Annotated in this window: 11 protein-coding genes; 2 read left to right on the top strand and 9 right to left on the bottom strand. The window is 56.7% G+C overall.

Features of this window, described 5'->3' with window-relative positions; translation table 11 throughout:
- Window positions 1-64: 64 nt before the first annotated feature.
- The 7 genes from recG to C9J03_RS04855 form a co-directional block, all read right to left on the bottom strand.
- Window positions 65-2,146 (bottom strand): ATP-dependent DNA helicase RecG, encoded by a 2,082-nt coding sequence (recG, locus tag C9J03_RS04885; protein ID WP_044622308.1) that lies wholly within the window; start codon window positions 2,144-2,146, stop codon window positions 65-67.
- Window positions 2,147-2,158: 12 nt separating this feature from the next.
- On the bottom strand, window positions 2,159-2,872 hold the full coding sequence (gene trmH / locus C9J03_RS04880; protein WP_044622309.1) for a tRNA (guanosine(18)-2'-O)-methyltransferase TrmH: 714 nt from the start codon (window positions 2,870-2,872) through the stop codon (window positions 2,159-2,161).
- Between the two features lie 75 nt (window positions 2,873-2,947).
- Window positions 2,948-5,050: a bifunctional GTP diphosphokinase/guanosine-3',5'-bis pyrophosphate 3'-pyrophosphohydrolase gene (gene spoT / locus C9J03_RS04875; RefSeq protein WP_044622310.1), complete on the bottom strand. Its 2,103-nt coding sequence runs from the start codon at window positions 5,048-5,050 to the stop codon at window positions 2,948-2,950.
- A gap of 18 nt (window positions 5,051-5,068) precedes the next feature.
- Window positions 5,069-5,344, bottom strand: a complete 276-nt coding sequence (gene rpoZ / locus C9J03_RS04870) for a DNA-directed RNA polymerase subunit omega (RefSeq protein WP_039457192.1) — start codon at window positions 5,342-5,344, stop codon at window positions 5,069-5,071.
- Window positions 5,345-5,395: 51 nt separating this feature from the next.
- Window positions 5,396-6,022: a guanylate kinase gene (gmk, locus tag C9J03_RS04865; RefSeq protein ID WP_039457196.1), complete on the bottom strand. Its 627-nt coding sequence runs from the start codon at window positions 6,020-6,022 to the stop codon at window positions 5,396-5,398.
- 170 nt (window positions 6,023-6,192) lie between these two features.
- Entirely contained in the window at window positions 6,193-7,746 is a 1,554-nt protein-coding gene (locus C9J03_RS04860; RefSeq protein WP_044622311.1) for a bifunctional GNAT family N-acetyltransferase/carbon-nitrogen hydrolase family protein, read from the bottom strand.
- A 249-nt stretch (window positions 7,747-7,995) separates the two neighbouring features.
- Window positions 7,996-8,859, bottom strand: coding sequence for a YicC/YloC family endoribonuclease (locus tag C9J03_RS04855; RefSeq protein ID WP_044622312.1), 864 nt, complete (start codon window positions 8,857-8,859; stop codon window positions 7,996-7,998).
- A gap of 276 nt (window positions 8,860-9,135) precedes the next feature.
- Here C9J03_RS04855 and rph point away from each other — a divergent pair, with 276 nt between their 5' ends.
- The gene (gene rph / locus C9J03_RS04850; protein ID WP_044622313.1) at window positions 9,136-9,852 is read left to right on the top strand and encodes a ribonuclease PH; all 717 of its coding nucleotides are present in this window, start codon (window positions 9,136-9,138) and stop codon (window positions 9,850-9,852) included.
- Between the two features lie 124 nt (window positions 9,853-9,976).
- Window positions 9,977-10,618 (top strand): orotate phosphoribosyltransferase, encoded by a 642-nt coding sequence (pyrE, locus tag C9J03_RS04845; RefSeq protein ID WP_044622314.1) that lies wholly within the window; start codon window positions 9,977-9,979, stop codon window positions 10,616-10,618.
- A gap of 139 nt (window positions 10,619-10,757) precedes the next feature.
- On the opposite strand, the gene slmA is transcribed toward pyrE, so the two are convergent.
- Window positions 10,758-11,348 (bottom strand): nucleoid occlusion factor SlmA, encoded by a 591-nt coding sequence (slmA, locus tag C9J03_RS04840; RefSeq protein ID WP_044622315.1) that lies wholly within the window; start codon window positions 11,346-11,348, stop codon window positions 10,758-10,760.
- 193 nt (window positions 11,349-11,541) lie between these two features.
- Window positions 11,542-12,759 (bottom strand): bifunctional phosphopantothenoylcysteine decarboxylase/phosphopantothenate--cysteine ligase CoaBC, encoded by a 1,218-nt coding sequence (gene coaBC / locus C9J03_RS04835; protein WP_044622316.1) that lies wholly within the window; start codon window positions 12,757-12,759, stop codon window positions 11,542-11,544.
- Window positions 12,760-12,893: the final 134 nt, after the last annotated feature.

The following is a 12,893-nucleotide window of genomic DNA, read 5'->3' as shown; positions in this document are numbered from 1 at the left end:
AAGTCAAAAAAAGCGAGGATTTCCTCGCTTTTTTATTGCCAGCTGTTAGGTCATGGACCTGCTTTTAGGCATTGGAGTAGTTCTCCCGCTGGCCAAGCCAGCGTTCGATGATGGCCTTGGCATTGTCCGGGTAGTTGTCGTGCAGGTAGCGGGCCAGCTTCTGCACCTGCGGGATCAGGTGCTGGTCACGAACCAGATCGGCGACCTTGAAGTCGGCAATACCGGTCTGCTTGGTTCCGAGTAGCTCGCCGGGGCCGCGGATTTCCAAATCACGCTGGGCAATGACAAAGCCATCGCTGCTCTCGCGCAATACTCCCAGACGTTTTTGCGCCGTTTTCGATAGCGGTGCATGGTAGAGCAGCACGCAGTGGCTGGCAACGCTGCCCCGGCCAACCCGACCGCGCAACTGGTGCAGCTGGGCCAGACCGAGTCGCTCCGGGTTTTCAATCACCATCAGGCTGGCATTGGGTACGTCTACGCCGACTTCAATGACGGTGGTCGCAACCAGCAGGTGCAGTTCGCCATCCTTGAAGCGCTTCATCACTGCCTGCTTTTCCGCCGGTTTCATCCTGCCATGAACCAGCCCGATATTGAGCTCCGGCAGTTGCGCCGTCAGCTCGTCGGCGGTATCGGAGGCGGCCTGGGCTTCCAATACTTCAGACTCATCAATCAAGGTACAGACCCAATAGGCTTGGCGGCCTTCATTGAGGCAGGCCGAGCGGATGCGCTCGATGATCTCCTGGCGACGCGAGTCGGGTAGGGCCACAGTCTGGATCGGGGTGCGGCCGGGTGGTAGCTCGTCGATGACCGAGGTTTCCAAGTCCGCATAGGCGGTCATCGCCAACGTGCGTGGGATAGGGGTGGCGGTCATGATCAGCTGGTGCGGGTAGCAGCCGCCATTGGCCCCTTTCTCGCGCAACTCGAGGCGCTGGTGAACCCCGAAGCGGTGCTGCTCGTCGATGATCACCAATGCCAAGTTATTGAATACCACCTGCTCCTGGAACAGGGCGTGGGTACCGACCACCATCTTCGCCTCGCCACTCTCGATACGGGCCAGCTCCTTGTCACGGCCCTTGCCCTTGAGCTTGCCGGCCAGCCAGCCCACCTCAATGCCCAGCGGGTTGAGCCAGGCGGCAAAGTTGATCGCATGCTGTTCGGCCAGCAGCTCGGTCGGTGCCATCAGCGCGACTTGGTAGCCATGCTCAATAGCGCGCAAGGCAGCTAGCGCGGCAACCAGGGTTTTGCCCGAGCCGACATCGCCCTGTACCAGGCGCATCATCGGGTGCGGCACGGCAAGATCACGCTCGATATCGGCCACCACCCGCTGCTGGGCTCCGGTCGGGCTGAACGGCAGGCTGGCCAGCAGTTTGTCTTTGAGTGTATTGCTTGCGGCAAGCGGCCAGGCGGCATGGCGTTGGCTTTTGTGGCGCACGGCCAGCATCGACAGGTTCTGGGCCAGCAGCTCTTCGAGGATCAGGCGTTGTTGGGCCGGGTGCTTGCCTTCCTCGAGCTGGTCGAGGGAGACATCCGGTGTCGGCCGGTGCATCACATGCAGGGCCTGCGACAGGGTCATCTGGCGGTCGTACAATCCCTCGGGTAACAGCTCGCGCACCGCCGACTTGTCAAGCAGGCGCATGGCCTGATCGGTCAGGTTGCGCAGGGTCAGCTGACGCAGGCCATCGGTAGTTGGGTAAACCGGTGTCAGGGTTTCCTCGACACTGAGCTCGGTCGGCTCGGAGAAGACCTTGTAGTCGGGGTGGATGATCTCCAGTCCGTACTTGCCGCGCTTGATCTCGCCGTAGGCCTTGACCTGCTTGCCCTCGCTGAGGCTGTTTTTCATCGCGGCATTGAAGTTGAAAAAACGCAGGGTGGCGCTGCCGGTCTGGTCGCCGATTTTGACCGTCAGCATCCGGCGTTTGCCGAAAGTGATATTGCTGCTCAGTACCTCGCCCTGAATGGTCAGGTGCTGACCGGCCATGGCGCTGGCAATTGGCCAGATCCGGGTACGGTCTTCATAGCGGAGCGGAAGGTGGAAGAGGAGATCCTGCACGGTGTGCAGACCGATTTTTTCCAGTTTTTCTGCCATTTTGGCACCGACGCCCGACAGCTCGGTCAGGGCTATGGTATCGAGAACTTGTCCGCTCATCGCTACTTCCTTTTAAGGTAAGGCTTTTTTCTTTTTCGGCTCGGTGGCCTGCATGATGCTCCACCACTGCTCATCGGCAGCGATCTGGCCGTGTTCGTCCAGTGGCGGGTAGGGCAGTCCCTTGCGGCGGGCAACTTTGGCCAATACCGGGTGACCGCGTTCGAACAGGATGCGGTGGACCACCTCGTCCGACAGTAGGGTTTTCTCCCGGTTATACATACCGGCATTCTGGCGCTGGCGCTGTGCTTCGTAAAGGATCAGGGCACTGGCCACCGAAACATTCAATGACTGTACCATACCTACCATCGGGATGATGATATCCTGATCGGCCATTGCCAGCGCTTCAGCGGTGATCCCATTTTTCTCGCCGCCGAGGATAACCGCGGTCGGCTTGGTGTAATCTACCTCACGGAAATCAATCGCGGTGTCGGACAGGTTGGTGGCCAGCACCTGCATGCCCTGTGCCTTGAGCGCACCGACCGCATTGACCATCGAGTCGTGGGTTTCGAGCTCGACCCAGTTGCGGGCGCCGGCCGAGGTATTGCCCAGCATTCGCATGCCGTTGTTGGGCCATACCGCGTGCACTTTATGGATACCCACGGCATCGGCGGTGCGGACAATGGCCGAGACATTGTTGGGCTTGTGGACTTCTTCCATGCACACCGTCAAGTCTGGCTGGCGGGTGGCAAGGACCTCGTGGATACGTTGGAAGCGTTCTGGGCTCATGTTGTGTTACCTAAAGAAAACGCCCGCGAGCGGGCGTTTGTATTCAGTGACGGGCCAGTATGCGACTGGCGCGGTTTAGTTTTTCTGGCGTGAGACACGCACCACGTTCGGCATGACCCGGATCCGGCGCATAATGTTGGCCAGGTGGATACGTCCCTTGGTGGTCAGGCGCACGGTAATGGTATACAGGCGGCCGTCTTTCTCTTCCGTTGCCAGGCCCTGGATGTTCGATCCGGTCGCGGCAATGGTGTTGGTCAAATCGGCCAGTGCACCCTGGTGGTTTTGCATGTCGACCTTGAGTGAGGTGACAAACTCCTGCTCAAAGTCCTCGCTCCACTCCACCGCCATGTATTTATCCGGCTCTCTTTGGTAGCCGCGGATGTTGGCACATTCCTCGCGGTGGATCACCAGGCCTTTGCCCGGGCTGACGTGGGCCATGATCGGGTCACCGTGAATAGGATGACAGCAGTTGGCAAAGGTCAGCAAGATACCGTCGGCACCGCGGATCGGCAGGCGCTGATCGGATTCCTTCGGTGTCAGCTCATCGGCATTGCCCAACAGGCGGCGGGAGATCACTACGCTCATCAGCTCACCGAGGCCAATTTCGGCCAGCAGATCTTCGAGGCTGGTCAGCCGCAGATCGGTCAAAACCTGCTGCAGGTTATTCGCATCGATCTGGTCGATGTTGATAGCCCCGAGGGCGTGGTTGAGCAGGCGGCGGCCAAGGGTGATCGACTCTTCGCGGCGCATGGTCTTGAGCACCTGGCGGATCTTGGTGCGGGCGCGGGAAGTGACCACGTAGTTGAGCCAGGCGGCATTCGGGCGGGCACCCGGCGCACTGATGATCTCGATGGTCTGGCCGTTTTTCAGCGGTTTGCTCAGTGGGTAAGGCTGGCGCTCGACCCGGGCCCCGACACAGGCATTGCCGACATCGGTGTGTACCGCGTAGGCAAAGTCGACCGCCGTCGCTCCGACAGGCAGTTCAACTATCCGGCCTTTGGGCGTAAAGACGTAAATTTCGTCCGGGAACAGATCGGACTTAACGTTCTCGATAAACTCGAACGAGCTGCCGGCGCTTTGCTGCAGCTCCAGCAGGCTCTGCATCCAGCGTTGGGCCTTGACCTGCGCGGTGGTCCCGGAGCTTTCGCCATCTTTGTAGGCCCAGTGGGCGGCAACCCCTTTATCGGCCATCTGATCCATATCTTCGGTACGGATCTGGACTTCGACGGGCACCCCGTGCGGGCCGACCAGCGAGGTATGCAGTGACTGGTAGCCGTTGGCTTTCGGGATCGCGATATAGTCTTTCATCCGGCTCGGGCGCGGCTTGTACAGGTTATGGACCTGTCCCAGTACGCGGTAGCAGGTATCCAGATTACTGACCAGCACCCGGAAGGCGTAGATGTCCATGATCGAATGGAAGCGCTGCTCCTTGTTCTTCATCTTGTTGTAGATGGAGTACAGGTTCTTCTCGCGGCCTTGTACCGTGCCTTCGATCCCCGCGTCCTTGAGGCGGCCCTCAATCTCGGCGTGGATCTTGTTAATCATTTCTTTGCGGTTACCCCGTGCGGCAGCCACCACTTCCTTCAACACGCGGTAACGGTTCGGATACAGGGCTTCGAAACCCAGCTCTTCCAGTTCGGTCTTGATGTTGTGGATACCCAGGCGGTGCGCCAGTGGAGAGAAGATCTCCAGTGTCTCGCGGGCAATACGGCGGCGCTTGTCCGGACGCAGGGCACCCAAGGTGCGCATGTTGTGCGTACGGTCGGCCAGCTTGATGAGGATAACGCGGATGTCATGGGCCATGGCCATTATCATCTTGCGGAAGTTCTCGGCTTGCGCTTCTTTGCGATCGCGAAACTTCAGCTTGTCCAGCTTGGAGACCCCATCGACCAGCTCGGCCACGGTAGAGCCAAAGCGACTGTCGAGATCGTCTTTGGTGACCTCGGTATCTTCGATGACATCGTGGAGGAGGGCTGCCATCAAGGTTTCGTAGTCGAGGCGCATTTCGGCCAGGATACGGGCAACGGCAATAGGGTGGATGATGTAAGGTTCACCGCTGGAGCGGGTTTGCCCTTCGTGGGCATCACGCGCAACGAGATAGGCCTGCCTGAGCGCCTCGATTTGGGACTCAGGCAGGTATTCGATTGCGACTTCTTTCAGGCTATCAAAAAGATACAATTCGCCCGGTTCCCTGAATTAACGGTTGTCGCCGGCAATAGCGCTAACAGCTGCTAGCTCTGCTGCTTCTTGCTCTTGAAGTTCCTGACGCTCGCGAGCATCGAGGATATCTTTCGTGATCAGACCTTCTTCGATTTCACGAAGGGCGATAACGGTGTACTTGTCGTTTTCTTCCGGAACCAGTGGATCCTTACCGCCGGTTTGCATCTGACGAGCGCGGCGAGCAGCAATTTGGATTAGATCGAAACGGTTGCCAATTTTATCAACAGCGTCTTGAACGGTTACGCGTGCCATGGAGGACTCCAGTGGTTATATAAATAAAGATGGAAAATTGTACAAAAATACTTACTGTTCTGCCAGTAGAGCATTGAGCATGCTGTTATATTTAGCAGCTTGCTTGTCTTGCTTCAATCGTTCTGCGCGGATAATGGCTTTGAAATCCATCAGCGCGACGTCGAAATCATCGTTGACGATGACGTAGTCGTACTCGTTGTAATGCGAGATCTCCGAACGGGCTTCCTGCATGCGGCGGGCGATAACAGCATCGCTGTCCTGGCCACGGGCATTGAGGCGACGCTCCAACTCTTCTTTCGAAGGCGGCAGGATGAACAGGCTTTTTGCTTGTGGCATCTGCTTGCGGATCTGGCGGGCACCCTGCCAATCGATATCGAGGAATACATCGATACCCTTGTTCAGCTGCTGTTCGATCCATGGGCGAGATGTGCCGTAGTAGTTGCCGAAAACTTCAGCGTGCTCAAGGAATGCCCCTTGCTCTACTAGCTCTTGGAACTCTTCTACGCTAACGAAATTGTAATGAACACCGTGCTCTTCGCCCGGACGCATGCCACGGGTGGTGTGAGAGACGGATACTTTCATGTCATAGATCGGGTTGGTTTCCAACAGGGCGTTAATCAGACTGGATTTGCCTGCGCCGCTCGGGGCCGACACAATGTATAGAGTACCTTTGCTCATTGCCTATTTTCACTCAGTGATAGAAGGGCGCGCAGATTATCATGATCCGCGCGCAAAAGAAATTAGCTGGTTGCTTGAAAATTCAACTTTTTGCTCGAGTTAAAGTTAAGCCTAGTTGGAATTTATGATCATTTCATAACTGGTTGTCACTGGCGTAGGGGATTGCCTGGTTAGGGCTTGCCTGATCCCGGTCCATTGCCGGCCCGGGTGAACCCGCCATAGAGATCGAGCCGGCGGTGGCGCAGGTTGGTGACCGAGCCTTCGGTATTGAGGTACTTGAGCTTGTCGAGTTCGACATCGGCGAAGATGATCATTTCCGTGTTGGCGCTGGCTTCGGTAATGGTGGCGTCGTGGGGGAAATAGATATCGGATGGCGAAAAAACCGCTGACTGGGCATATTGGATATCGACGTTATTGACCCGTGGCAAGTTACCGACGCTGCCGCCGAGTGCCACGTAACATTCATTTTCGATAGCCCTTGCCTGGGCGCACAGCCTGACCCGCAAGTAGCCATTTTTGGTGTCTGTCCAAAAAGGCACAAACATGATTTGTACACCTTGCTCAGCCAGCATCCGTCCCAGTTCGGGGAATTCTGCATCGTAGCAGATGAGGATGCCGACCCGTCCGGCATCCGTCTCGAAGACCTTCACTTTGTCGCCGCCGTCAATGACCCAGTCTTTTTGCTCATGCGGGGTGATATGGATCTTGTACTGTTCGTCGATACAGCCATCACGGTGCAGCAGGTAGGAGACATTGTACAGGCGGTCATGTTCCAGTATCGGCATGCTGCCCGAGATGATGTTGATATTGTAGGTGACGGCCATTTGGGAAAAGCGCTGCTTGATGTCTTCGCTGAATTCGCTGAGAAACCGGATCGCCTCGACTGGGCTGAGCTCGGGCCTGAGCCCCATCAACGGGGCATTGAAGAACTCGGGGAAGAGCGCAAAGTCGGCCTGGTAGTTGGAGAGCGAGGAGACAAAGAATTCGGCCTGGTCGATCAGATCGTCCACCGACACCATCTTGCGCATTTGCCATTGGACAATCCCTATCCGGACGATTTTCTTCTCGGACTCGATGACCGACGGCATTTCCTCGTCGTAAAACACATTGTCCCATTCCAGCAAGGTCGCGTAGCCGCAGGACTTGGCATCTTCGGGTAAGTAATTCTTCATCAGTCGTTTGACGTCAAAATCATTGGCCAGCTGGAACGACAGGATGGGATCGTGGATTTCCTTGCGCTTGACCTTCTCGAGGTACTCGATAACCGTGAGCTGGTCTGCCACCTTGTGGTAGCCTGGGAGGCGCCCTCCTGCCAGGATAGCCTTGAGGTTGGTGCTGCGGCAGAGCTCCTTGCGGGCGTCGTAGAGACGCCGGCCCAAGCGAAGCCCGCGGTAATCGGGATGGACGAACACATCGAGGCCGTATAGCGCATCCCCGGTGACTTGATGCTGGATCACATTCTGCTCGCTGATGATGTCGGTGTAGGCGTGGTTTAGGGAGAAACGGTTGTAGTTAACCTTGATGGTGAGGGCGGCCCCGACTATCTTGCCGCTGTCTTCGATACAGATCTGGCCGTCGGGGAACTGGTGGATCAAATCCATGATCGTCATGCGCGGCCATGCGCCCCCGACATCGGCAAAGACCAAATCCATCAGGGCTGCCAGCTCGTCGTAATCACTGGGCTCGATTGCACGAAGGTTTAGCAAAGGGGTATTGGTATCCATTCTCACCATCTCTTATATCGGGTGACTCATCAGGGCCTGAGAGATTAGTGCGAGATACCGGACGCTGAGTGAGTCACTTGGCTGTTTGGTGTTACTTAAATGTAGTTATTATGTGTCTTTTGGGGCGGGTTGAGAATGTTTTTTGTTGTGGACTGGCAAAAAGAAGGGGCTAGCCATATAGAAATAAAGCCCTAAGGAGTAGGGCTTTATCGTCAGGTGCCAGGCTATACGCTGGGGGGGACGCGGGTCTTATTCGATGTTCTGGATCTGCTCGCGCATCTGCTCGATAAGCACTTTGAGCTCAACGGCTGCGGCAGTGATCTCGGTGTTGATCGATTTCGAGGCCAGGGTGTTCGACTCGCGGTTGAACTCCTGCATCATGAAATCAAGACGGCGGCCACAGGCCCCTCCCTTTTTCATGATCTTCTGGGTTTCCTTAACGTGTGAATCAAGGCGGTCCAGCTCTTCGGCGACATCGCTCTTCTGTGCCAGCATGATCAGCTCCTGCTCGACACGGTTGGCGTCCAGCTCGACCTTGGCTTCTTCCAGGCGGGTCATAATGCGCTCGCGCTGCCAGTTCAGGACTTCCGGCATCATGCTGCGTACCTTGGTTGCCTCGACAGAGATCGCTTCAAGGCGCTGCTCGATAAGGGCTTTCATGTTTTCGCCTTCGCTGGCGCGGGCGGCGATGAAGTCATCCACCGTGCTGTCGAACGCATCGAGCAGATCTTGGTTGATGGCATCGAGATCTTGCTCCGGCGCTTCCATCACACCCGGCCAGTTCAGAACCTGGAACGGGCCGACACTGCCTTCGCCGGCGGTCTCTTTGACCCACTTGGCGGCATTGATCACCTGCTTGGCCAGCCCTTCGTTGATTTTCAGCTCGGTATTGGCAGCCGGGTTCACCTCGAAGCGCAGGTTGCACTCAACCTTGCCGCGGGCCAGACGCTTGCGGAAACGCTCGCGCAGCACTGGCTCAAGGCTACGGAATTGCTCTGGCATACGCAGGTAAGTTTCTAGGTAACGCTGGTTAACCGAGCGGATTTCCCATACGGCAGTACCCCAATCGGCTTTGACTTCGCGACGGGCGTAGGCGGTCATGCTATGAATCATTGGCTAGTGGCCTCTAATAGTGGTGGTTGATAACTGCTTAGGGTGGGATGCCTGGGGCAAGCCACCGTCATCGAGGTGTCAGTGGTGCGCAGTTATCCGGGTGCCCTGATTATACTTAGCCTTAATAATAAAGGAAATGCAGCCGCTTGGTGGTGAGGTGGTGATTCTGCCAGCACTCAGTGCGGGAAATGCCATGCCGGTTGGGTTTCGCGTGCACAACCGGTTGGTTGTGGCTATAATCGCCGGTTAATGTCATCCAGCCAGAGGGAGCCGCCGATGCGTCCAAGCGGAAGAAGCAACAACCAAGTACGTCCAATTACCATTACCCGTAACTTTACTGCCCATGCCGAAGGCTCGGTACTGGTAGAGTTTGGCGATACCAAGGTAATTTGTACCGCGAGTGTGGAAGAGAATGTGCCTCGCTGGCTGAAAGGCAAAGGACAAGGTTGGGTAACGGCAGAATATGGCATGCTGCCGCGTGCAACTCACTCGCGCAACCGCCGTGAAGCTGCCGGTGGCAAGCAGGGTGGCCGTACCATGGAAATCCAGCGCCTGATCGCCCGCAGCCTGCGCGCCGCGGTTGACCTAGAAGCGTTGGGTGAGCAGATGATCACGGTTGACTGTGATGTTATCCAGGCTGATGGCGGGACTCGCACGGCATCTATTACCGGTGCGATGGTCGCTTTGGTCGATGCCATCAACTACATGCTGGAAAAAGGCATGCTCAAGGCCAGCCCGCTCAAAGGCATGGTAGCGGCGGTGTCGGTTGGTATCTACAACGGTGAAGCCATTTGCGATCTGGAGTATGTCGAGGACTCGGCAGCGGAAACGGACATGAACGTGGTCATGACCGAAGAAGGCAAGATGATCGAGATCCAGGGTACGGCGGAAGGCGAAGCCTTTAGCCACGAAGAGTTGCTGGCGATGCTGGCTCTGGCGAAAGACGGCATTGCCGACATCATTAGCGTGCAGAAGCAAGCGCTGGACAGTTAGTTTTTTGAAGCGGTTCCTATTGGAGCCGCTTTTTTTTGGCCTGGGTTTCGTGTTGCCTGGCAATGCGACTCAGCGCGTAGATTTGAATCGTGTAATCACAAGTTGCATCTATTAAGGAGAAACCATGAAAGCATATCAGCGTCAGTTCATCGAATTTGCCTTGGAGAAAGGGGTACTGAAGTTTGGTGAGTTCACACTGAAATCTGGCCGTAAGAGCCCGTACTTCTTCAACGCGGGTTTGTTCAACACAGGACGTGATCTTGCACGCCTAGGCCGTTTTTACGCTGAGGCTTTGGTAGATGCCGGTATCGAGTACGATGTATTGTTCGGCCCTGCGTACAAGGGGATCCCAATCGCAACGACAACCGCTGTTGCACTGGCTGATCAGCATGATGTGGATACCCCTTACTGCTTCAACCGCAAGGAAGCCAAAGACCACGGTGAGGGCGGCAACCTGGTCGGTAGCGCGCTGGAAGGCCGTATCATGCTAGTCGATGATGTTATCACTGCCGGTACGGCGATCCGCGAATCGATGGAAATCATCAAGGCCAACGGTGCCGACCTAGCCGGTGTGCTGGTGGCTATCGACCGCCAGGAAAAAGGCAAGGGCGAGCTGTCTGCTATCCAGGAAGTTGAGCGCGATTTCGGTTGTGCGGTGATTTCTATCGTGTCGCTGGGCGATGTGGTGAGCTACCTGGAAGAGCAGGACGGTATGGAACAGCACCTGGAAGCGGTGAAAGCTTACCGTGCGGAATATGGGGTATAAGGCTCGGGAGCCTAGAACCTAGTTCCTAGGAAGAGCAGAACCCAGAACCGTAAATAAAAAAGCGAGAAGCGTAAGCCTCTCGCTTTTTTATTTGTTTTTTCTATGAACTAGGAACCAGGATCTACCAACCTGTCCTAGTTTACCCTAGCTCTGCACTGAGCAGGTGCCAGTAGTCGTCGAAGTTGGCAGTCGGCTTGTACTTGAAGTTCGAGCGGACAAAGCGGTTGAGACTGCCTTCGACCTGGCCGAGTAGCTGGGCGGCCAGGATAGATTCGTCTACCGGGAAGCCTTTGCCCTCGCGCAGCTTGCGCTCGCGCAGGATTTGGCGCAGCTGGGTTTCGATGCGCTCGAACAGCTGGTTGATACGGGCCTGGAGACGGTCTTGCTCGAACATCAGTGCGTGGCCGGTCATGATGCGGGTCAGGCCCGGGTTGCGTTCGGCAAAGCCGAGGATCAGCTGCAGCACCATGCGCAGGCGTTGCAGGGTGTCTTTTTCGTCATCGAGGATGCGGTTGATACGGGTGGTGATAGCGTCTTCGATAAATTCGATCAGCCCCTCGAACATCCGCGCCTTGCTTGGGAAGTGGCGGTAGAGGGCGGCTTCTGAGACACCAACCTGGGCTGCCAGCTTGGCGGTAGTAATACGTTGGCTGCCCTGGGCAGATTCCAGCATTTGTGCCAGCGCTTGCAAAATTTCTTCGCGGCGGTTGTTTTTCTTGTTGCCAGCCATGAATAACCGTTCCTTTTCAAAATAAAACTGTCAATGGACAGGATGAAACCCGCATATCTTAGCGGCGTAACTCTGCCGTGAAAAGCATTGCCCGCCGATACTGATCTCTTTATCGACAAAAAAAGCCCAACCTGAAGTGTTGGGCTTTATATTTGATCTTATTCGGTTAATTCGTCAGCACCGGCGGCAGGGATTAATCTGGCTGCCCGGCCTTGAAGAGGGTGACAATTTCGTCGACCAGTTGGGCCCCAAGCGCGGCCTTGCTGGTTAGCGGTAGCGACTTGTCACCGGCTGGCCAATAGAGGTGCAGGGCATTCTGGTCGCTGTTGAAGCCCTGGCCTTCGTTTGACACATCGTTGGCGCAGATCAGATCCAGGTGCTTGCGGGCCAGTTTGCCGCGCGCATATTGCTCGACGTCCTGGGTCTCGGCGGCAAAGCCGACGGTAAACGGGCGCTGGGCCTCTAGTGCAGCAACGCTGGCGATAATATCCGGGTTTTTCACCAGTCGAATCACCATGTCATCCTCGCCGTCTTTCTTTTTCATCTTCTGCGCGGCGATGTCCGCCGGGCGGAAATCGGCCACGGCGGCACAGCCGATGAAAATATCACTGGCTGGTGCATGATCCAGCGCGGCTTGGTGCATCTGCTCGGCGCTGCAAATATCGAGGCGGGTAACGCCCGGAGGCGTCGCCAAATTGGTCGGGCCGCTGATAAGAGTGACGGTCGCACCGCGCTTGGCTGCGGCTTCCGCGATGGCGTAGCCCATTTTCCCGGAGCTGTGGTTGGTCAGGTAACGGACCGGATCTATTGCCTCGCGGGTTGGCCCCGCGGTAATGGTTAGCTTAAGGCCATCTAGATCGGCGGGCTTGAAGAAGTCTTCTGCCTGGTGAACCAACTGCATCGGCTCGAGCATCCGGCCCGGGCCGACATCGCCACAGGCCTGCTCACCGCTGGCCGGGCCCCAGATATGGCAACCGCGGCGGGCAAGGGTAGCAATGTTTTCCTGGGTCGCCACATGGCGGTACATCTGCTGGTTCATCGCTGGTGCAACGGCAACCGGGGCGTCGGTTGCCAGGCACAGGGTGGTGAGAAGGTCATTGCCCATGCCTGCGGCCATCCGGGCGATCAGGTCGGCGGTCGCTGGTGCCAGCAGAACCAAGTCGGCCCACTTGGCCAGCTCAATGTGTCCCATTGAGGCTTCTGCTGCTGGGTCTAGCAAGCTGTCGGAGACCGGTCTGCCGGATACCGCTTGCATGGTCAGCGGGGTGATGAACTCCTTGGCGGCCTTGGTCATGACCACTTGCACTTGTGCGCCGCGCTCAATCAGTCTGCGGGTGAGTTCTGCACATTTGTACGCCGCGATGCCGCCGCTGATCCCAAGGAGAATTTTTTTTCCTGCCAAAGTTTGCATCTTATTGCCTGCTCTCGATATCCGGAATGTTAATGCGCCACACCTTACCACCAAAAATTGCTTGTCACCAAAAAAAGCCCGCTTCCTTGCTTGGGATCAAGTTTGGTAGGGGCTGCTGGGGTGAGAAGGCAAGG

Origin of the sequence: Photobacterium gaetbulicola (assembly GCF_003025515.1) — a bacterium.
Classification (GTDB): domain Bacteria; phylum Pseudomonadota; class Gammaproteobacteria; order Enterobacterales; family Vibrionaceae; genus Photobacterium; species Photobacterium gaetbulicola.
The sequence above is the reverse complement of the archived record's forward strand: the minus strand, read 5'-3'. Positions and strand labels throughout refer to the sequence as shown.